The following is a 20,419-nucleotide window of genomic DNA, read 5'->3' on the forward strand; positions in this document are numbered from 1 at the left end:
GCCGATGATTCTACTGCGCAACCTTATAGACAAATCAATCAATATATAAAAAAAAGCAAGTCCGCCGGCGATCGGCGGGACTTGCCTTTTTTAGTGTTGCGTCTACGCTACTTTCGGTAGCGGATTCTCACTCTTTGTCACGCGCCAGCACCAGTTTGGCGCTGCTGGAGGCATCGGCGATCGCCTTGCTGGCCGCCACCACTGCCTTGCTGCTGGGGTTCGCGGCCGGCTTGCTCTGCTGATTGCCGGGCTGGCCCTGCGAACGCGACGCATGCGGCTGGCGCAGGTAACGCGAACTGTGGCGCCGCTCGCCCTGTCCACCCGAAGGCCAGGTCAGGAAGCGCGACAGTTCCTGCAATGCGCGCTGGTAGACGTCGCGCTTGAACTCGATGACCACGTCCAGCGGCACCCAGTAGTTGTGCCAGCGCCAGGCGTCGAACTCCGGATGATCCGTCAGGCGCAGGTTGACGTCATTGTCGCGGGCCACCATGCGCAGCAGGAACCAGATCTGCTTCTGGCCGCGGTAATGGCCGCGCACCTCGCGCTTGATGAAATGGTCCGGCACTTCGTAGCGCAGCCAGTCGCGGGTGCGGCCCACGATCTTGACGTGCTCCTGGCGCAGGCCGATTTCTTCCTCGAGCTCGCGGTACATCGCCTGTTCCGGCGTCTCGCCGTATTTGATACCCCCTTGTGGAAATTGCCATGAGTGCTCGCGCACCCGCTTGCCCCACCACACCTCGTTGTTGGCGTTCAGCAGGATGATGCCGACGTTGGGGCGAAACCCTTCACGATCGAGCATGATTCACCTCGAAACTTTCTGCCAGCCTCGCTCTTAAATTTTTACTTACAAATCCGTGAACCTTCAGGCATCTGTGTCGTTCTCAAGCACAGGAAGAACGCCAAGCACCACTTGTTTCGGACCCATTTGTATAAAGATTGGATGCATCGGCCAGCTAATCCTTTAAAATTAAGGTCGATTATAACCCTCTCTTTTTAAAAAGAATTCATCGATATGCGTGCCTCACGATTTTTTATTTCAACTCTCAAAGAAGCGCCTTCCGACGCCGAGATCGTCAGCCACAAGCTGATGATGCGTGCCGGGATGATCAAGCGCCTGGGCTCCGGCATCTATACCTACATGCCGGTGGGCCTGCGCATCATTCGCAAAGTCGAGGCCATCATCCGCGAAGAGATGAATAAAGCCGGCGCAATCGAGTTGCTGATGCCTGTGGTACAGCCTGCCGAACTGTGGCAAGAGACTGGCCGCTGGGACAAGATGGGGCCTGAGCTGATGCGCGTCAAGGATCGCCATGGCCGCGACTTCGCGATCCAGCCGACCTCGGAAGAAGTCGTCACCGATGTCGTGCGCAGCGAGATCAAGAGCTATCGCCAGCTGCCCCTGAACTTCTATCACATCCAGACCAAGTTCCGCGACGAGCGCCGTCCGCGCTTCGGCCTGATGCGCGGCCGCGAGTTCACGATGAAGGATGCCTATTCCTTCGACCGCGACGTCGCCGGCATGCAGCTGTCCTACCAGACCATGTTCGACGCCTACGTCCGCATCTTCACCCGCTTCGGCCTGAAGTTCCGCGCGGTGGCGGCCGACAACGGCGCCATCGGCGGCACCGGTTCGCACGAATTCCACGTGATCGCCAGCACAGGCGAAGACGCGCTGGTTTACTGCCCGACCTCGGATTACGCGGCCAACATGGAAGCGGCCGAAGCCCTGGCCCTCACCGGCGAGCGCGCCGCCGCCACCCAGGAACTCGCCAAGGTCTCGACCCCGAACACCACCAAGTGCGAACAGGTCGCCAAGCTGCTCGGCATCGGCCTGGACAAGACCGTGAAGTCGATCGCGCTGACCGTCGAAAAAGACGTCGACGGCAAGCAGGCCAAGGAAAACTGGCTGCTGCTGCTGCGCGGCGACCATGAGCTGAACGAAGTCAAGGTCTCGAAAGTCCCGGGCCTGAAGGACTTCCGCTTCGCCAGCGAAGCCGAGATCCTGGAAGCCTACGGCAGCGTGCCGGGCTACCTCGGTCCGATCAACACCAAGCAGCCGGTCAACATCTTGGCCGACCGTACCGTCGCCAACATGGCCGATTTCGTGTGCGGCGCCAACGAAGCCGAATACCACCTGACGGGCGCCAACTGGGGCCGCGACGTCGCCGAGCCGGTCGTCGCCGACCTGCGCAACGTGGTCGAGGGCGACGCCTCGCCGGACGGCAAGGGCGTGCTGGCGATCGAGCGCGGCATCGAAGTGGGCCACGTATTCCAGCTCGGTACCGCGTATTCGGCCGCGATGAACGCCGTCTACCTGGACGAGAAGGGCCAGCCGGCACCGATGCAGATGGGCTGCTACGGCATCGGCGTGACGCGCATCCTGGGCGCCGCGATCGAGCAGAACTTCGACGACAAGGGCATCGTCTGGCCGGACGCGATCGCGCCGTTCGAGCTGGTGCTGTGCCCGATGGGCTATGACCGCAGCGAACTGGTCAAGGCGGAAACCGACCGCCTGTACGCCGAACTGCAGGCAGCCGGCGTCGACGTCATCGTCGACGACCGCGGCCTGCGTCCGGGCGCCATGTTCGCCGACTGGGAGCTGCTGGGCGTGCCGCACCGCGTGGTGATCGGCGAGCGCGGCCTCAAGGAAGGCAACCTGGAATACCAGGGCCGCCGCGATGCCGAGGCGACCGCCGTCGCCGCCGCCGGCATGGTCGGCTTCATCAAGGACAAGCTGGCCAAGTGATGCGTCCGGTTTTTTCTCGCCACCTCGCGGCCGGGTTGGGTGCCGCATTGTTTGCCGCTTCGCTGCTGAGCGGCGGGCAGGCCATGGCCGGCAACCAGAAGGAAGAAGCGATGGCCGATTCGGTCCGGCTGGCGCTCGAGCGTGCCATCAGCGACAGCCGTCCGCCGAAACCGGTGTTCCGTGACGAGGCGGCGCGCCTGCGCTACCAGCAGTGGTTCGACGCCACCTCGGCGCGCCTCAAGCGCCGCCTGCCGGACGAGCAGGTGCGCCGCGAGTTCCTCGAAGCCGCCTGGTACGAGTCGACCCGTGCCGGCCTCGATCCGGCCATGGTGATGGGCCTGATCCAGGTCGAATCGGCCTACCGCAAGTACGCGGTGTCGATCGCCGGCGCGCGCGGCTACATGCAGGTGATGCCGTTCTGGACCAAGGTGATCGGCGATGCCAACCGGCGCGCGCTGTTCGACATGCAGACCAACCTGCGCTACGGCTGCTCGATCCTGCGCATGTACATCGACATGGAAGGCGGCAACCTGTACCTGGCGCTGGGCCGCTACAACGGCAGCCGCGGACGGCCGGAGTATCCGAATGCGGTGCTGGCGGCGTGGAAGAACTGGGAGCTCAAGCCGGAAGAGAGCATCTCGCGCGCGGTCGCGTCGCGCTGACCGGCGCGGCGGTCCCAAACGGTCCAAAAGCAAAAAGCCCCGGCAAACCGGGGCTTTTTCGTATCTTGGCTGGGGCACAGCCTGCATCTTTTTATTTGAGGTGATCCGAGATCAGCTTGGTCATTTCGAACATCGAGACCTGGGCCTTGCCGCCGAAGACGGCTTTCAGCTTGTCGTCGGCATTGATCATGCGACGGTTTGCGGCATCCTGCAGGTCTTGCTTCTTGATGTATTCCCAGACTTTCTTGGTCACTTCGGTGCGCGGCAGCGGTTTGGTGCCGACGACTTCGGCCAGCGTTGCCGACGGGGTCATTTCCTTCATGAAGGCGGCGTTCGGCTTGCGCGCAGCGGCCGGCTTCTTGGCTGCCGCGGCAGTCGTTTTTGGTGCTGCTGCTTTGGCAGGGGCTGCTGCCTTTTTAGCTGCCGGCTTCGCCGCTGCAGCCGGCTTCGCGGCCGCCTTCTTTGCAGGCGCTGCGGTGGTTTTTTTGGCTGTTGCCATCTTCGAGCCTCCTAATCGGAACACATGGATAATTGCGCTATTGATCGCACGGCTTATATTGGTAGGGTTTTAGTGTTCGTGCAAGTCTTTTTCGAAATTTTTTCACTCTAACAAGCATGAAAATGGCAGGATGTGTTACCGACCTCGCCTTAGAGTGAAAAACGCGCCTTTTCGGGTATAAAAAAGCCGTGCAAAGCTGACTTTGCACGGCTTTTTTACGGACCCCGCTTACTACCCCGCTTCGGGGCGCCGAAGGAGGATCAGCGCATACCGGGCATCATGCCCTTCATCCCGCGCATCATCTTCATCAGGCCGCCACCCTTGAGCTTCTTCATCATCGTGTTCATCTGCTCGTACTGGTTCAGCATGCGGTTCACTTCCTGCACCTGCACGCCGGCGCCGGCGGCGATGCGGCGCTTGCGGTTGGCCTTGATCAGGTCCGGCTTGGCGCGCTCCAGCGGCGTCATCGAATCGATGATGCCGCACATGCGGCGCACCTGCTTCTCGGCCTGGTCCATGTTGGCGCCGCTGGCGGCCTGCTGGAACTGGGCCGGGAGTTTATCCAGCAGGCCGGCCATGCCGCCCATCTTCTTCATCTGGGTCAGCTGGGCCTTGAAGTCGTTCATGTCGAACTTACCGCCCGACTTGATCTTGTTGGCCATGTCGGCCGCGGCCTGCATGTCCACGCCCTTGCGCGCTTCTTCGACCAGCGCCAGGATGTCGCCCATGCCCAGCACGCGGTTCGCCATACGGGCCGGATCGAAGGCTTCCAGGCCGTCCAGCTTTTCCGAGACGCCGGCGAACTTGATCGGCTTGCCGGTCACGTGGCGCACCGACAGCGCCGCACCGCCGCGCGAGTCGCCATCGAGCTTGGTCAGGATCACGCCGGTCAGGGGCAGGGCGTCGTTGAAGGCTTTCGCGGTGTTGATCGCATCCTGGCCGACCATGGCGTCGACCACGAACAGGGTCTCGATCGGCTTGACGGCCGCGTGCACCGCGGCGATCTCCTGCATCATCGCTTCGTCGATCGCCAGGCGGCCGGCGGTGTCGATGATCAGAACGTCGTGGTAGTGCTTTTTCGCCCAGTCCAGCGCATTCAGGGCGATGTCGACCGGCTTGTCGCTGGCGGTGGACGGGAAGAAGTCGGCACCGACCTGCTTGGTGACCGACTCCAGCTGCGCGATTGCGGCCGGACGATAGACGTCGGCCGACACCGTCAGCACCTTCTTCTTCTGCTCCTTGAGGTACTTGGCCAGTTTGCCGGTGGTGGTGGTTTTACCCACACCCTGCAGGCCGGCCATCAGGATGATCGCCGGCGGCTGCTGCGCGAACGAGAGCTGCGACGCCTCGGGGCCGAGGTCGGCGCCCATCAGGGCCGCCAGTTCCTTCTGCACCACGCCGACCAGGGCCTGGCCCGGCGACAGCGAACCGATGACCTCTTCGCCCAGCGCCTTTTCCTTGACCTTGGCGATGAATTCGCGGACTGCCGGCAGCGCCACGTCGGCCTCGAGCAGGGCCAGGCGCACTTCGCGCAGCATCTCGGCGGTGTTGGCTTCGGTCAGGCGCGCCTCGCCGCGCATCGTCTTGACGACCTTGGCAAGGCGTTGGGTTAAGTTATCCAGCATGTTCTACCTTCTTACCTAATATGGATGTGTGAGCGCGTACGGGCAAACGCCCATTTTACCGCATGTCGGGCCATCTTTTTGCAGGACAAGGCTGCGGTCCGGCGCTTTTCAAGCGGTCGAGTCAAGTGCCTTGTTTGATACTTGCTAAACATTGATTTCACGGTTTGACAAAATATTGCTCGGCGGTATAGCCTGTACTGTACGTACATACACCAGCGTCATCGCAACACCGCGGCACGTATCGAAGTCAATCGGCAGGTATCGAAGTAAAACCATTACGGAGAGACAGGCAATGAAGGCAAACGTGTTCGGCAAGACCATCCTCGCTGCCGCGGCGCTCGCGCTGGCCGCCGGCAGCGTGCAGGCGCAGGAGGTGGTCCGCCTCGGCAACCTGAAGTTCGCGCACTATGGCGCGGTGTCGTACATCAAGGAGATCGCACCGAAGTGCGGCATCAAGGTCGAGGAGCGCGTGTTTGCCAAGGGCCTGGACGTGATGCAGGCGATCATCGCCGGCGAACTGGACGTCGGGACCACCGCCTCCGAGGCGGCGATTTCCGGCCGCGCCGGCGGCGCCCCGATCTACGTGGTGGCCGGCTTCGCCAAGGGCGGCGCGCGCCTGGTCGCCGGCCAGGGCACCAATATCAGGAGCGTGCGCGACCTGAAGGGCAAGAAGGTCGGCGTCACGCGCGGCGGCATCCAGGAAGTGCTGCTGATGGCCGAACTGCTGAAGGCCGGGCTGAGCGCCGCGCCGGCGCCGGGCAAGGACGTGCAGCTGGTATTCCTGGCCTACGCCGACCTGAACCAGGCGCTGCTGGGCAAGAACATCGACGCCATGATGCAGTCCGAACCCCAGTCCTCGCAGGCGATCAACAAGGGCTTCGGCGTCGAGGTGATCAAGCCCTACGACACGCCGATCGGGGAGCCGGTGCGCACCATGGTGATGACCGAGAAGTTCTACACCACGCACCGCCCGGTGGCCGAGAAGTTCATGCGCTGCTTCGTGCAGGCCACCAGTACCTTCCTGCGCGACCCGGCGCTGGCCGAGAAATACGTGCGCGAGACCGTGTTCAAGGGCCAGATCACGCAGGACGACTACCAGGACGCGATCGGCAACTCGATGTTCACCTACGACATCACGCCGCAGCACATCCAGGTCACCACCGACATCATGGCCGCCACCGGGGTCGGGCGCATGGCCAGTCCGCCGCAGGCCAGGGAGTGGGTCAAGACCGACCTGCTGGACGCCGCCAAGAAAAGCCTGAACGTCAAATAATCATGAAACGCAAAGGACAGGACATCGCGGTCGGCCTGGTGGTGCCGATTGCCGCGATCGCGATCTGGCAGTGGGTGGCGGTGCAGGGATGGGTCAACGAGAACATCCTGCCGTCGCCGCTGCAGGTGTGGCGCAAGTGGGTGGCCTATCTGCTGCCGCTGCAGGACTTCGCCGCCTACAGCGCCGGCAATGCCGGCAGCGGGCGGCTGGGGTGGCTGTTTTCCGGTGAGTTAATTCACGATTCGCTGGGCAGCCTGTACCGGGTAGTGGTCGGCTTCGCGGTCGGCGCCGGGCTGGCGCTGCCGCTCGGCCTCGCCATGGGCGCCAGCCGCATCGTCTACGCCTGGATGAATCCCCTGGTACAGCTGCTGCGGCCGATCCCGCCGATCGCCTACATCCCGCTGTCGATCCTGTGGTTCGGGCTCGGCAACCCGCCGGCGATCTTCCTGATCGCGCTCGGCGCCTTCTTCCCGGTGCTGATGAACACCATCGCCGGGGTGCGCCAGGTCGACGGCATCTACCTGCGCGCCGCGCGCAACCTCGGGGCCGGCGGTCCGACCCTGTTCCTGCGCGTGATCCTGCCGGCGGCCGTGCCCTACATCCTGACCGGCATGCGGATCGGCATCGGCACCGCCTTCATCGTGGTGATCGTGTCCGAGATGATCGCGGTGAACAACGGCCTCGGTTTTCGCATCCTCGAGGCGCGCGAGTACTTCTGGTCCGACAAGATCATCGCCGGGATGATCACGATCGGCATCCTGGGCCTGGCGATCGACGCCGGGATGAATAAACTGAACAACTACCTGCTGCGCTGGCACCGCGGCCTGGAGCACTGACGTGAACGCATCCGATGTGAAACCTCATATCGTCGTCGACCGGGTCGGCAAGGTGTTCGACAGCGAGGGCCGCCGGATGGTGGCGCTGCAGGACATCAGCCTCGCCGTCCCGCGCGGCCAGTTCGTGTGCCTGCTCGGCCCCTCCGGCTGCGGCAAGTCGACGCTGCTGAACGCGATCGCCGGCTTCGCGCCGCCGACCAGCGGCAGCATCCTGGCCGACGGCGTGCCGGTGGCCGGACCGGGCCCCGAGCGCGGCATGGTGTTCCAGGAATATGCGCTGTTCCCGTGGATGACGGTGGAGCAGAACGTCGGCTTCGGACTCGAGATCAAGGGCATGAAACGGCCCCGCATCAGCGACCGCGTGGCCGGCTTGCTGCGCCTGCTGTCGCTGGAAGACTTTGCCAAGCGCTATCCGAAGGACCTGTCGGGCGGCATGCGCCAGCGCGTCGCCATCGCGCGCGTGCTGGCGCTGGATTCGCCGATCATGCTGATGGACGAACCCTTCGGCGCGCTGGATGCGCTGACCCGGCGCAACCTGCAGGACGAGCTGCTGCGCCTGTGGGCCGAGTTGAAGAAGACCGTGATCTTCGTCACCCACAGCATCGAGGAAGCGATCTACCTGGCCGACCGCATCGTGGTGATGACCTACCGGCCGGGCACGGTCAAGCGCGACCTGCTGGTCGAACTGCCGCGCATGCGCGACCCGAGCGCGCCGGAATTCAATGCGCTCAAGCGCGAGCTGGGGCAACTGGTGATGGAGGAGCAGCAGCGGCATCATGAGGCGGAGATCAGAAGCGCCGCCGTCGACTAGCTTTCCCTTCTGGCAACCCATCCCCCCGCTGCCGGGATGGTGTAGACTCGCCCCTATGCAAACCACCTTATTCATTGCCGCTGCCATCCTGTACGCGGTATGCGCCCTGCTGCCGTCGAAGCGGGGCGCCGCCATTTCGGGCGTGACGGCCGTGGCCTGGGCGCTGCATGGCGCGGCGCTGCTGCCGGACACGGTGTCGAACGGCACGCTGCGCGTCGGCTTCGCTTTCATGCTGTCGGCGGCGCTGTGGGTCTCGGTCGCCGCCTACTGGCTCGAGAACCGCAATTTCGCGCTGGACGGCCTGCGCCGCATGGTGATGCCGTTCGCGGCCGTCGCCGCGGTGCTGCCGCCGCTGTTCCCGGGCACGCTGATGCCGGTGCAGGCCGAGTCGCCCGCCGTCTGGCACGTCGTGGTCGCCGTGATGGCCTACAGCACGCTCACCATCGCCGCCTTCCACGCGGTGCTGATGGCGCTGCAGGAGGCGCGCCTGCACACCCGCAGCGCCAAGCCCGGCTTCCTGGGCGTCGCCATCGACCAGCTGCCGGCCCTGCTGACCATGGAAAAGCTGCTGTTCCGGATGATCTCGATCGGTTTCATCCTGCTCAGCCTGACCGTGCTGTCGGGGATCGTGTTCTCCGAACAGCTGTTCGGCAAGGCGCTGCGCTGGGACCACAAGAACGTGTTCGCGCTGCTGTCCTGGCTGCTGTTCGCGTCGCTGCTGGCCGGACGCCGCTGGCGCGGCTGGCGCGGCAAGACCGCGCTGCGCTTCACGCTGGCCGGCTTCGCCACGCTGGCGCTGGCCTACGTCGGCAGCCGTTTTGTCTTTGAAGTCGTTTTACACAGGGGGTTCATATGATGCGACTGATCGTCTGGATCGCAGTCGCCATCCTGGTGATCTGGGCCGTGCGCAGCAAGGTGCGCGCGATGATGGCGCCGTACCGGGAAGGTTTTGCTCCTGGAGCCGCTCCCAACCGTAACCAGGGGCGGCCGCAGGACGCCCGCCGCGTCCCCGACAACGCCGAGCGCATGTCCTGCTGCGCCGCCTGCGGCGTGTATTTCCCGTCGTCGGAAGCGGTGCGGGTGGACGGGCGCGACTATTGCAGTCCGGCGCACGCGCACCAGACGTCCCTGCACAAGGCCGGCTAAGCGGCTGCATGGCGCGCTGGCCGACCATCTCCGCCGGATCGCGGGCGACCTTCTGGCGCTCGCTGCAGACCTTCACCGTGACCCGCATCGTGATCACGGTGGTGCTGCTGCTGTACCTCAGCTTCGACGTCGGGCGCGCGCGCCTGGCCGGCAGCGGCTATGGCGAGACCTGCGTCATCTACGTCGCCGGCGCGCTGCTGTTCGCCTGGCTGGCGCGCTTCCGCCGGCGCCGCTTCCTGCTGCAGCTGAGCGCACAGGTGCTGGCCGACATCGGCTTCATTTCGCTGCTCTACCTGGCCGCCGGCGGCATGGCCAGCGGCTTCGGTCTGCTGTACCTGTTCCCGCTGGCCGGCGCCGCGATCCTGGCGCCGCTGCTGATGGCGCTGTTCTCGGCGGCGCTGGCGACCCTGTTCGTGCTCGGCGACAGCGTCTGGCAGATCCTGCATTTCAACGATCCGCCGCTGATGCAGGCCGGGATGAGCGGCGCCGCCTTCTTCGCGCTGGTGCTGGTGGTGAACCGGCTGGCCGCCAAGCTGATCCGCCAGGAAGAGCTGGCCGCGCAGCGCGGCGCCGACCTGCGCATCCAGCAGGCGATCTACCGCATCGTGGTCGACGACGTCGACGACGGCATCCTGGTGCTGGGGCGCGACGGCTTCGTCTTTGCCGGCAATCCGGCGGCGCGCCGCATGCTCGGGCTCGAGCTCGATACCGGTGAAGGAGAGGGCTTGACAGGTTTCCGCCTGGCCGAGGTGGCGGCGCTGGAACCGGTGGCGCACAGCTTCGAGACCTGGCTCGCCCAGGGCGGCGGCGACGGCATGGCGCCGCCCGATTTCGTGACCATCAAGCGCTGGCACGAACTGGACGGCGCGGTACGCGGCCGCCTCGACCAGCCGGTGCACCTGAAGCTGCGCTTCGCCAGCGTCGGCACGGCGGACGGCGCCGCCGACGGCGCGGTCGAGCGCAGCGTGATCTTCATGCGGGACGTCAGTGCCATCGAAAACCAGGCGCAGCAGCTGAAGCTGGCGTCGATGGGCCGGCTTACGGCCAGCATCGCCCACGAGGTCAGGAATCCGCTGTCGGCGATCGGCCACGCGACCTCGCTGCTGGCCGAAGACCTGCACGGGCCGGCCGAGAAGCGCCTGCTGCGCATCGTCAACGACAACGTGGTGCGCGTGAACCGCATGGTCGAGGACATCCTGAAACTGTCGCGCAAGGTGCAGCCGAACGGCACGCCGGTGGCCCTGGATGCCTTTCTGGCCGAGCTGCGCGCCGAATTCACGGAAACGCAAAAGCTGGCCGCCGACATGGTGTGGATTGGCGCGGCCGGCACAGGCGACAGCGGCGGCAGGAGCGTGCGCTTCGACAGCCTGCACCTGCGCGAAGTGCTGGTCAACCTGCTCGGCAACGCCATCCGCTATGCCAGCGGCGCCGCGGCCAGCATCCGGGTGTTCCCGGTGCTGGACGCCACCGGCCGGGTCGAGCTGCACGTGCAGGACGACGGCCCCGGCATCACGCCGGAAGTGCGTGCCCACCTGTTCGAGCCCTTCTATACTACGTCCAGCAAGGGGACCGGCCTGGGCCTGTACCTGGCGCGCGAGCTGTGCCTGAACAACGGCGCCATGCTCGACTACGAATACCGGGCCGACGACAGTGCCGGCGGCGCGCCGGGCGGCCGCTTCGTGATCACCTTCGGGGCGTCCGCGTAGACCGCCGTATATATATTAGAGAGTCTGGGAACAAAGCATGAGTGCACCGCGGATTTTGGTGGTCGACGACGAGGCGGATCTCCGCGAACTGCTCGAGATCACCCTGCTCAAGATGGGCCTGGACGTGGACAGCGCCGCCACCGTGCGCGAAGCGCGTTCGCTGCTGGCCGCGGCCACCTATGCGCTGGTGCTGACCGACATGCGCCTGCCGGACGGACTCGGACTGGAACTGGTGCGCGAAGTGGCGGCCAGTTACCGCAGCACGCCGATCGCCGTGATCACCGCCTACGGCAGCGCCGAGAACGCGGTGGTGGCGCTGAAGGCGGGTGCCTTCGACTACGTGTCCAAGCCGGTGGTGCTGGACGACCTGCGCACGATGGTGCGCTCGGCCCTGAAGCTGTCCGACGGCGGCAGCGCGAAGCCGGCGGGGCAGGGCCTGGCACAAGGCACGGAACAGGGAACGTCGCGCCTGATCGGCCAGTCGCAGGCGATGCAGGCGCTGCGCGCCCAGATCGGGCGCCTGGCGCGCTCGCAGGCACCGATCGCCATCAACGGCGAGTCGGGCAGCGGCAAGGAACTGGCCGCGCGCGAGATCCACGCGCAGAGCGCGCGTGCAAATAAACCTTTCGTGGCGGTGAACTGCGGCGCGATCCCGGAAGCGCTGATGGAGGCCGAGTTCTTCGGCTACCGCAAGGGCGCCTTCACCGGCGCCAGCGACGAGCGCGACGGCTTCTTCCAGGCCGCCAACGGCGGCACCCTGATGCTGGACGAAGTGGCCGACCTGCCGCTGGCGATGCAGGTGAAACTGCTGCGCGCGATCCAGGAGCGGCGCGTACGCAAGATCGGCGCCACCGCGGAGGAAGCGGTCGACGTGCGCATCATCAGCGCCACCCACAAGGATCTGGCGAAGCTGGTCGAGAACGGCCAGTTCCGCCAGGACCTGTTCTACCGCCTGAACGTGATCGAACTGACGCTGCCGCCGCTGCGCGAGCGCCTCGACGACCTGCCCCTGCTGGTCGACGCCGTGCTGGCGCGGCTGGCCGGTCCCGGCGGCGCGCGCCTGGGGGAGGGCGTGCTGGCGGCGCTGCAGGGCTATGCCTTCCCCGGCAATGTGCGCGAGCTGGAAAACGTGCTGGAACGGGCGCTGGCGTTTGCCGACGATGGCGTGATCGAGGCCGGCGATCTGCTGCTGAAGGGTGCGCGCGTGGGGGAGGCGGCCACACCGGCCGCGCCCGGTGCGCCGCTTGCGGGGAGTCCGGCCGCAGCAGCTGCGGTGAATCCTGTGCCGGCGGCCGATGCCGTCCAGGCGGCACCTGCGGGCAGTACGGCCGGCATCGCGGCACCGGAACCGGCAGCCACGCTCGGCGCCGGCGAGCTGCCCAGCAACCTGCCGGATTACCTGAACCAGGTCGAGCGCGACATCATCCTGCGCGCGCTGACCCAGACCCAGTTCAACCGCACCCAGGCCGCCAGCCTGCTCGGCATCAGCGTGCGCCAGCTGCGTTACCAGATGCAGAAACTGAACATCAACGCGCCGGAACCTTGATCGTGCTCATGCGTTAGGCAGATGCTGTTGCCTTTTCGCCATCGCAGCATGCGAGCGGTCCCGGGCATGGCTGGTGCATGAAGCGCACCACGGTTGCGCCCTTAAAACGGGATGTTAGTGCTTGCTATCAGGCGGAGGCTTCATTGATCGGGCTTTAGCAAATGTCAAGCTCGGCACTAGAAAAAAATCCGCCGAGCAAATCTCATGAGCTCGCTTAATATCGACTACAATTAGGTTCTAACGCCGGTCCATCACTATATCTAGTGGTCGGCGCCAGCAAGCAGAACAGTAGGAGCAGGGGCGCAACGAGCGTTTTCCAATCATGCGTCCCCGTTCACCATTCTCAAAAAGTTACTAGGTTGCCAACATTAATGGGTTGGCATCGGGAGCCCCAATGCAAACATCTTCGGCCATTTCCATCAATCCCAACGTCGCAACGACGGCCGGCAGCAGTGCCGCCGAGCTGGTCGCCAAGGGCGATTACCGCATCATCCGCCGCAACGGCGCCGTGGTGCCGTTCGAGCCGAACAAGATCGAGGTTGCGCTGACCAAGGCGTTCCTCGCCGTGAACGGCGAGAGCGGCCGTGAATCGGCACGCATCCGCGCGCTGGTCGGCGAGCTGACCACCAACGCGGTCGGGGCGCTGGTGCGCCGCCAGCCGAACGGCGGCACCTTCCATATCGAAGACGTGCAGGACCAGGTGGAATTGTCGCTGATGCGCTCGGGCGAGCATGACGTCGCGCGCGAATACGTGCTGTACCGTGCCAAGCGCATGGACGAGCGCCGCGCCGCCAAGGAAGCGTCGGGCGGTGCCCAGGTCGCTGTGCAGCAATTTACCGTGGTCGACGGCGGCGTGCGCCGCGCGCTGGACATGAACGAAGTGGCGAGTCTGATCAACGCCGCCTGCGCCGGCCTCGAAAAGCACGTCGACGCCGACGCCATCCTGGCCGAAACCGTCAAGAACCTGTACGACGGCGTGCCGGTCGAAGAGCTGCACAAGTCGGCCATCCTGGCGGCCCGCGCACTGATGGAAAAAGACCCGGCCTACAGCCAGGTCACCGCACGCATCCTGCTGCACACCATCCGCAAGGAAGTGTTCGGCCACGAAGTGCCGCAAGCCGGCGCTGCCGCGGAATACGTCACCTACTTCCCGCAATACATCGCCAAGGGCATCGACGCCGAGCTGCTCGACGAAGAGCTGGGCAAGTTCGACCTGCAGAAGCTGGCCAAGGCGATCGTCGCCGACCGTGACCTGCAGTTCGGCTACATCGGCCTGCAGACCCTGTACGACCGCTACTTCCTGCACATCCGCGAAACCCGCATCGAGATGCCGCAGGCCTTCTACATGCGCGTCGCCATGGGCCTGGCCCTGCGCGAGGAAAACCGCGAAGCGCGCGCGATCGAGTTCTACAACCTGCTGTCGAGCTTCGACTTCATGAGCTCGACCCCGACCCTGTTCAACTCGGGCACCCGCCGCTCGCAGCTGTCGTCGTGCTACCTGACCACCATCAGCGACGACCTGGAAGGCATCTACGACGGCATCAAGGAAAACGCGCTGCTGTCGAAGTTCGCAGGCGGCCTGGGCAACGACTGGACCCCGGTCCGTGCGATGGGTTCGCGCATCAAGGGCACCAACGGCAAGTCGCAAGGCGTGGTCCCGTTCCTGAAAGTGGCGAACGACACCGCCGTGGCAGTCAACCAGGGCGGCAAGCGCAAGGGCGCGGTCTGCGGCTACCTGGAAACCTGGCACCTGGACATCGAGGAATTCCTCGACCTGCGCAAGAACACCGGCGACGACCGCCGCCGCACCCACGACATGAACACCGCGAACTGGATTCCGGACCTGTTCATGAAGCGCGTGATGGAAAAGGGCGCGTGGAGCCTGTTCTCGCCGTCGGAAGTGCCGGACCTGCACGACAAGGTCGGCAAGGCCTTCGAGGAAGCCTACCTGGGCTATGAAGCCAAGGCGGCGCGCGGCGAAATGACCGTGTACAAGAAAGTCGAAGCGCTCGACCTGTGGCGCAAGATGCTGTCGATGCTGTTCGAGACCGGCCACCCGTGGATCACCTTCAAGGACCCGTGCAACATCCGCTCGCCGCAGCAGCACGTGGGCGTGGTGCACTCGTCCAACCTGTGCACCGAGATCACGCTGAACACCAACGCCGACGAGATCGCCGTCTGCAACCTGGGTTCGGTCAACCTGCCGGCACACATGAAGGGCGACGGCCTGGATGCGGTCAAGCTGCAGAAGACCATCCGCACCGCGATGCGCATGCTGGACAACGTGATCGACATCAACTACTACGCCGTCGACAAGGCCCGCAACTCGAACCTGCGCCACCGTCCGGTCGGCATGGGCATCATGGGCTTCCAGGACTGCCTGCACATGATGCGCGTGCCGTTCGCCTCGGACAAGGCCGTGGAGTTCGCCGACCGCTCGATGGAAGCCGTCTGCTACTACGCCTACCTGGCGTCGACCGAGCTGGCCGAGGAACGCGGCCGTTACGAGTCGTACGAAGGTTCGCTGTGGAGCCGTGGCATCCTGCCGCAGGATTCGATCAAGCTGCTGGCGGAAGAGCGCGGCGGCTACCTCGAGCAGGACACCTCCGAGACCATGGACTGGAGCCTGATCCGCAGCCGCGTGAAGCAATTCGGCATGCGTAACTCGAACTGCGTGGCGATCGCCCCGACCGCGACGATCTCGAACATCATCGGCGTGTCGGCCTGCATCGAGCCGACCTTCCAGAACCTGTACGTGAAGTCGAACCTGTCGGGCGAATTCACCGAGATCAATTCCTACCTGGTGCGCGACCTGAAGGCGCGCGGCCTGTGGGACGAGGTCATGATCAACGACCTGAAATACTTCGACGGCTCGCTGTCGCGCATCGACCGCGTCCCGCAAGACCTGCGCGACATCTACGCGACCGCCTTCGAAGTCGAGCCGAAGTGGCTGGTGGAAGCCGCCTCGCGCCGCCAGAAGTGGATCGACCAGGCCCAGTCGCTGAACATCTACATGGCCGGCGCCTCGGGCAAGAAGCTGGACGAAACCTATAAACTGGCCTGGCTGCGCGGCCTGAAGACGACCTACTACCTGCGTACCATTGCGGCGACGCACATGGAGAAGTCGACCACCCGTACCGGCGCGCTGAATGCGGTGCCGGTGGATGGCGGCCTGTCGGCGGCCCCGGCAGCAGCGGCAGCGGCTCCAGTCGCGGCGCCGGCAGCATCGGCGGATATCGTCGAAGGCGCCGCGTGCTACCTGCGTCCGGGCGATGCCGGTTTCGACGAGTGCGAAGCCTGCCAGTAAATTATGATCCGTCATCCCCGCGAAGGCGGGGATCCAAGTTCGTGGCAAACCACCAAACTTGGGCTCCCGCCTCCGCGGGAGCGACGTTTTTAAGCAAACAATAGAAGGAACTCATCATGGCTCTCTCCTGGGACGATGAACCGGCCGCCGCGCCGGCCCCCGCAGCCACCGCCGAAGTAAGCTCCGCCGACGTCGCCAAGCGCGTGAACGCCGACGACAAGCGCATCATCAACGGCAAGACCGACGTCAACCAGCTGGTCCCGTTCAAGTACAAATGGGCCTGGGACAAGTACCTGGCCGGCTGCGCCAACCACTGGATGCCGCAGGAAGTCAACATGCAGCGCGACATCGAGCTGTGGAAGAACCCGAACGGCCTGACCGAAGACGAGCGCCGCATCGTCAAGCGCAACCTCGGCTTCTTCGTGACCGCCGACTCGCTGGCCGCCAACAACATCGTGCTGGGCACCTACCGCCACATCACGGCGCCGGAATGCCGCCAGTACCTGCTGCGCCAGGCGTTCGAGGAAGCGATCCACACCCACGCCTACCAGTACATCGTGGAATCGCTGGGCCTGGACGAGAAGGAAATCTTCAACGCCTACAACGAGATCCCGTCGATCCGCGACAAGGACCAGTTCCTGATCCCGTTCATCGAAGTCATCAACGATCCGGAATTCAAGACCGGCACCCTGGAAAACGACCAGAAGCTGCTGAAGTCGATCATCGTGTTCGCCTGCCTGATGGAAGGCCTGTTCTTCTACGTCGGCTTCACCCAGATCCTGGCGCTCGGTCGTCAAAATAAAATGACCGGCGCCGCCGAGCAGTACCAGTACATCCTGCGCGACGAGTCGATGCACTGCAACTTCGGTATCGACCTGATCAACACGATCAAGATGGAAAACCCGCAGTTGTGGACCGCCGAGTTCCGCGAAGACATGAAGCAGCTGTTCCTGCAGGCCGTCGAGCTGGAATACCGCTACGCCGAAGACACCATGCCGCGCGGCGTGCTGGGCCTGAACGCAGCGATGTTCAAGGGCTACCTGCGCTTCATCGCCAACCGCCGTGCGGTCCAGATCGGCCTCGATCCGCTGTTCCCGAACGAAGAGAACCCGTTCCCGTGGATGAGCGAGATGATCGACCTGAAGAAGGAGCGTAACTTCTTCGAGACGCGCGTGACCGAGTACCAGACCGGCGGTGCGCTGAACTGGGACTGATTCCGGTTCGCGTAGCGTCAGCCGGATAAGGAAAGGCTGGATCCTGAACAAGGATCCGGCCTTTTTTATTTGGATAAGCCGGTCCGGGCGTTTACTTCGCCGTCGCTGCCTCCCCATGCGGCAGGCGCTCCCCATTCGCCAGCCCCCACGCCACCACGGCGGTGGCCAGGGCCACGGGCTTCGCCAGCGCCGCCTACCAGGCGTCGTTGCGCATGTCGGGAAAGCCGGTCACGCGCCCGCTGCCGGTGTCCTGCACCAGCACGGCCTGGATCCGATCCAGCTCGCCGCGGTGCGCCGCCTTGTAGGCGCGGCTGCCCAGCAGGCCCTGCTCCTCGCCCGGCGAGCCGGTGAGGCGGGCGCCAATGTCGTCGCACAGCCGCTCGAGGTTGGGCATCAGTTCGGCGTGGCTGCCGATGTCGTCGATCAGGCGCGATTCGGGTGTCGCCGTCGACATGGGTGCGGGTGTGGGCGGCCTTTGCGGCGCGGCCGCGGCGTACAGCATGCAGGCCAACAGAAGCGCCAGTAAGGTTCGCATCATGGCCGGGTCCGATCAGCGGCGCGGCATCGGCGGCAGGGCGGCGACGAACTGTGCCAGCGTGCCCCTGTCGCGCGCGGCGAGCGCCGCGTCCAGCTCCGCGGATCGGATCCCGCGATGGGTGGGCAGCATGTTCTCGTAGGCGCGCAGCACGCCTTCGAGGCCGGCGAGGGCGACCGGGTCCTTGTCGGACGCGCTTGCAATCTGCGCGACGTGCGCGGCTTCTTCCGGTGTGGCCGGTCCGCGCGTGGTCTGCGCCTGGACGGGCAGGGCGAGTGCGATGCCGACCAGGGCGGCTGCGTGGAGGCGCTTCAGAAAACGGTGAGGGGTCATGGTCCGCGAGGGTCGCCGCAAGCACCGCCGCGACGCATGCGCACGATGGATGCGTGCCTCGCGCCATAAGCCCGATAGTGCGGCTATGATGCGCTCAAGTTCAGATACGGCGCTGGAGAACACATGACGGACCGCTTTGCCCTGCACTACGTCCCCGACGCTTACGCGTCCGGCGGGCACAAGCCGATGGAGCGGCAAGCTGCCGGCGCCGGCCTGCTGCGTGCGGTGGCGCAAAGCGCGGCGCTCGAACGGGTCGGCTGCTTCAGCGATGGCGAAGCGCACGCCAAGGCATGCGAGAGCCTGCTGCGCGCACATGGCTACCAGGGCCAGGTCGAGCGCATCGCGCATGGCCGGCCGCAGGACATCGGCCACTACGGCACCCTGTACCACCCCGCGCCCGGCATCGAGCGCCTGGCCTGGCGCCGCCTCGGCATCGGCGAGCGCCGCTACAGCCTGTGCGGGCTTGCCCACAGCACCGCCAGCCATGCGGGGATGAGTGCGCTCGCCGGCCTGCTGGCAGCGCCGGTGCGCAGCTGGGACGCGGTGATCTGCCCCTCGCGCGTGGTGCGCGACAGCGCGCGCCAGATCCTGGAACGCCAGGCCGACTATCTCCGTGCGCGCCTCGGCGCCCAGCGTTTCGAGTTGCCGCAGCTGCCGCTGATTCCGCTCGGCGTGCATTGCGCCGACCTGGACATCGATGGCGGTCGGCGCAGCGCCGCCCGCCGCATGCTCGAGATCGGCGACGGCGACGTCGCCTTCCTGTGCGCCGGCCGCCTGTCGTTCCAGGCCGGCGCGCATCCGCAGCAGATGTTCAGTGCGCTCGAACGCGCGCAGCAGCAGGTGCGGCAGGGCGGGCAGCCGGACCGGCGCGTACACCTGATCCTGTGCGGCGCGTTTGCCGGCGATGCGGTGCCGCAGGCCTTTCACGAAGCGGCCGCCGCGCTCTGTCCTTCGATCCGGCTGGTGCTGTTGGACGAGCGCGAGGCGGACAAGCGGCAGGATGCCTGGGCCGCCGCCGACGTCTTCACCTCGCTCGCCGACAGCGTCCAGGACAGCTTCGGCCTGGCCGCGCTGGAAGCGATGGCGGCCCGCTTGCCGTGCGTGGTCAGCGACTGGAACGGCTATCGCGACACGGTGCGGGACGGCGTCGATGGCTATCGCATCCCGACCTTGATGCCTGGAGCGGGCGCCGGGCTTGATCTCGCGCAGCGTTACGACGATGGCGTCGACAGCTACGACATGTATTGCGGTCATACCAGCCAGGCGGTGGCGGTGGACGGCGCGCAGCTCGCGCAGGCCTATGCCCGGCTGATTGGCGATGCGGACCTGCGCCGCCGGCTGGGCGAAAGCGGGCGCCTGCGCGCGCTGCAGGAATTCGATTGGGCGGTGGTGTTCGCGCGCTACCGCGCCTTGTGGAGCGAGCTCGATGAGCGGCGCCGTGCCGATGCGGCCCTGGTGCCGCCGCTGCCGCAAGTGGTGCCGGACCGGCAGGATCCGTTCGCGCTGTTCGCGTCGTATCCGAGCGCGCAGATCACGCCGGCCTCGCTGGTGACGCTCGCGCCGGATGCATCGCTGGCGCTGCTGCGCCAGTACCGCGAACTGGCGATCAACCGCTTCGCGGCGGCGTCGCTGCCGACGCTGGAAGAGTTCGGCCTGATCTTCGGATCGATCGAATCGCAGCCGATGCAGGTCGATGAACTGCTCGACACATTGGGACCGTGCGACCGCCCGACGCTGCTGCGCGGACTCGTCTGGTTGAGCAAGATGGATTTGCTGCAGGTCGGCGGCGGCGATAAATGAAGCCTGTATATAAAGGCCTTATGCAATTGCAGTAATAGGGGAGTCACAGCACTAGAAACGATGGCAGTAACAGCGACGCAGTTGGCGCGCTTGTTTTTTTCGAACGGAGCAGAACGAAGAAGGAATCAAACGTTATCGCGTTGATCGATCTAAAAGGATTGATATTACGGGATCCCCCATATGCAAAGGCATGAAAAATACTGTGCGCGGGTTGCGCACTGACAAGGTTTTCATGTACCTTACGTGATTGAATTTGTCAAAACGTGAACACGCCTGTTTTAAGGGCGTTAAGCGGGAAACAGACCGATCGAAAATGGGACGCTGATTCATTCAGTATGCGCGTGAGCTTAGCGAAAAGAACAAGCCGCATTGCCTGAATA

17 protein-coding genes are annotated in these 20,419 nt (G+C 65.0%); 12 read left to right on the forward strand and 5 right to left on the reverse strand.

The annotated features are described in order from the left end of the window. Window positions 1-127 precede the first annotated feature (127 nt). Window positions 128-799 carry an RNA pyrophosphohydrolase gene (locus FBX97_RS11670; RefSeq protein ID WP_141831766.1) on the reverse strand — a complete coding sequence of 224 codons (672 nt, stop codon included), beginning with the start codon at window positions 797-799 and terminating at the stop codon, window positions 128-130. A 213-nt stretch (window positions 800-1,012) separates the two neighbouring features. Here FBX97_RS11670 and FBX97_RS11675 point away from each other — a divergent pair, with 213 nt between their 5' ends. After that, window positions 1,013-2,746 carry a proline--tRNA ligase gene (locus FBX97_RS11675; protein WP_141831768.1) on the forward strand — a complete coding sequence of 578 codons (1,734 nt, stop codon included), beginning with the start codon at window positions 1,013-1,015 and terminating at the stop codon, window positions 2,744-2,746. After that, on the forward strand, window positions 2,746-3,408 hold the full coding sequence (locus tag FBX97_RS11680; RefSeq protein ID WP_141834338.1) for a lytic transglycosylase domain-containing protein: 663 nt from the start codon (window positions 2,746-2,748) through the stop codon (window positions 3,406-3,408). The genes FBX97_RS11675 and FBX97_RS11680 overlap by 1 nt, the downstream gene beginning before the upstream one ends. 91 nt (window positions 3,409-3,499) lie before the next feature. Here FBX97_RS11680 and FBX97_RS11685 read toward each other — a convergent pair whose 3' ends face one another. Further along, window positions 3,500-3,907 carry an SWIB/MDM2 domain-containing protein gene (locus FBX97_RS11685; RefSeq protein ID WP_141831770.1) on the reverse strand — a complete coding sequence of 136 codons (408 nt, stop codon included), beginning with the start codon at window positions 3,905-3,907 and terminating at the stop codon, window positions 3,500-3,502. Between the two features lie 260 nt (window positions 3,908-4,167). After that, window positions 4,168-5,532, reverse strand: a complete 1,365-nt coding sequence (ffh, locus tag FBX97_RS11690; protein WP_141831772.1) for a signal recognition particle protein — start codon at window positions 5,530-5,532, stop codon at window positions 4,168-4,170. 292 nt (window positions 5,533-5,824) lie between these two features. Here ffh and FBX97_RS11695 point away from each other — a divergent pair, with 292 nt between their 5' ends. The 9 genes from FBX97_RS11695 (at window position 5,825) to FBX97_RS11735 (ending at window position 17,371) form a co-directional block, all read left to right on the forward strand. Further along, a complete protein-coding gene (locus tag FBX97_RS11695; RefSeq protein WP_141831774.1) occupies window positions 5,825-6,805 on the forward strand; it encodes an ABC transporter substrate-binding protein in 981 nt (326 codons plus the stop codon). Window positions 6,806-6,807: 2 nt separating this feature from the next. Beyond that, window positions 6,808-7,641: an ABC transporter permease gene (locus tag FBX97_RS11700; protein WP_141831776.1), complete on the forward strand. Its 834-nt coding sequence runs from the start codon at window positions 6,808-6,810 to the stop codon at window positions 7,639-7,641. Between the two features lie 76 nt (window positions 7,642-7,717). Continuing rightward, window positions 7,718-8,452, forward strand: coding sequence for an ABC transporter ATP-binding protein (locus FBX97_RS11705; RefSeq protein WP_141834341.1), 735 nt, complete (start codon window positions 7,718-7,720; stop codon window positions 8,450-8,452). Window positions 8,453-8,507: 55 nt separating this feature from the next. Next, window positions 8,508-9,308 carry an inner membrane protein YpjD gene (locus FBX97_RS11710; RefSeq protein ID WP_141831778.1) on the forward strand — a complete coding sequence of 267 codons (801 nt, stop codon included), beginning with the start codon at window positions 8,508-8,510 and terminating at the stop codon, window positions 9,306-9,308. Then, complete coding sequence (locus tag FBX97_RS11715) at window positions 9,305-9,598, forward strand: PP0621 family protein (protein ID WP_141831780.1); 294 nt, start codon at window positions 9,305-9,307, stop codon at window positions 9,596-9,598. Before FBX97_RS11710 ends, FBX97_RS11715 begins: the two co-directional genes overlap by 4 nt. 8 nt (window positions 9,599-9,606) lie before the next feature. Beyond that, the gene (locus FBX97_RS11720; RefSeq protein ID WP_141831782.1) at window positions 9,607-11,304 is read left to right on the forward strand and encodes a PAS domain-containing sensor histidine kinase; all 1,698 of its coding nucleotides are present in this window, start codon (window positions 9,607-9,609) and stop codon (window positions 11,302-11,304) included. 37 nt (window positions 11,305-11,341) lie between these two features. Further along, on the forward strand, window positions 11,342-12,850 hold the full coding sequence (locus FBX97_RS11725) for a sigma-54 dependent transcriptional regulator (protein WP_141831784.1): 1,509 nt from the start codon (window positions 11,342-11,344) through the stop codon (window positions 12,848-12,850). Window positions 12,851-13,244: 394 nt separating this feature from the next. Further along, entirely contained in the window at window positions 13,245-16,157 is a 2,913-nt protein-coding gene (locus FBX97_RS11730; protein ID WP_141831786.1) for a ribonucleoside-diphosphate reductase subunit alpha, read from the forward strand. A gap of 116 nt (window positions 16,158-16,273) precedes the next feature. Beyond that, on the forward strand, window positions 16,274-17,371 hold the full coding sequence (locus tag FBX97_RS11735; RefSeq protein ID WP_141831788.1) for a ribonucleotide-diphosphate reductase subunit beta: 1,098 nt from the start codon (window positions 16,274-16,276) through the stop codon (window positions 17,369-17,371). Between the two features lie 193 nt (window positions 17,372-17,564). Here FBX97_RS11735 and FBX97_RS11740 read toward each other — a convergent pair whose 3' ends face one another. Together FBX97_RS11740 and FBX97_RS11745 are read right to left on the reverse strand one after the other, a co-directional pair. Continuing rightward, window positions 17,565-17,909: a hypothetical protein gene (locus FBX97_RS11740; protein WP_141831790.1), complete on the reverse strand. Its 345-nt coding sequence runs from the start codon at window positions 17,907-17,909 to the stop codon at window positions 17,565-17,567. Between the two features lie 12 nt (window positions 17,910-17,921). Then, window positions 17,922-18,239, reverse strand: coding sequence for a hypothetical protein (locus FBX97_RS11745; RefSeq protein WP_141831792.1), 318 nt, complete (start codon window positions 18,237-18,239; stop codon window positions 17,922-17,924). 123 nt (window positions 18,240-18,362) lie between these two features. On the opposite strand from FBX97_RS11745, the gene FBX97_RS11750 reads away from it, so the two are divergent. Then, window positions 18,363-20,039, forward strand: a complete 1,677-nt coding sequence (locus FBX97_RS11750; protein ID WP_141831794.1) for a glycosyltransferase family 4 protein — start codon at window positions 18,363-18,365, stop codon at window positions 20,037-20,039. Window positions 20,040-20,419 lie beyond the last annotated feature (380 nt).

It is taken from the genome of Herbaspirillum sp. SJZ107 (genome assembly GCF_006715485.1).
Taxonomy (GTDB): domain Bacteria; phylum Pseudomonadota; class Gammaproteobacteria; order Burkholderiales; family Burkholderiaceae_D; genus Telluria.